This window comes from Parabacteroides sp. AF21-43 (assembly GCF_003635435.1).
GTDB lineage: Bacteria > Bacteroidota > Bacteroidia > Bacteroidales > Tannerellaceae > Parabacteroides > Parabacteroides distasonis.
Genome location: NZ_QTMG01000066.1, coordinates 1,108 through 1,336 on the forward strand (window position 1 = coordinate 1,108; position 229 = coordinate 1,336).

Here is a 229-nt window from a genome sequence, read left to right on the forward strand (position 1 = left end):
ACAGATGACAATGTGGAGTCAAATTGCTCCATGATTGAAAATATTCCTCCAAAAGGAGTGAGCTTCTCGGATTTTATTTGTATTTTTGCCATGCCTGATGAGGTTTTGTTTGATTATTTTTTTGCAACACTAAGTTAAGTGAATCCTCTGACATGGCAAAATCCTGAGCAACTTTTTGTTGCTCAGGTACTTAAAAAAAATATTTTATAATAGTGTTGCGGAATTAAGG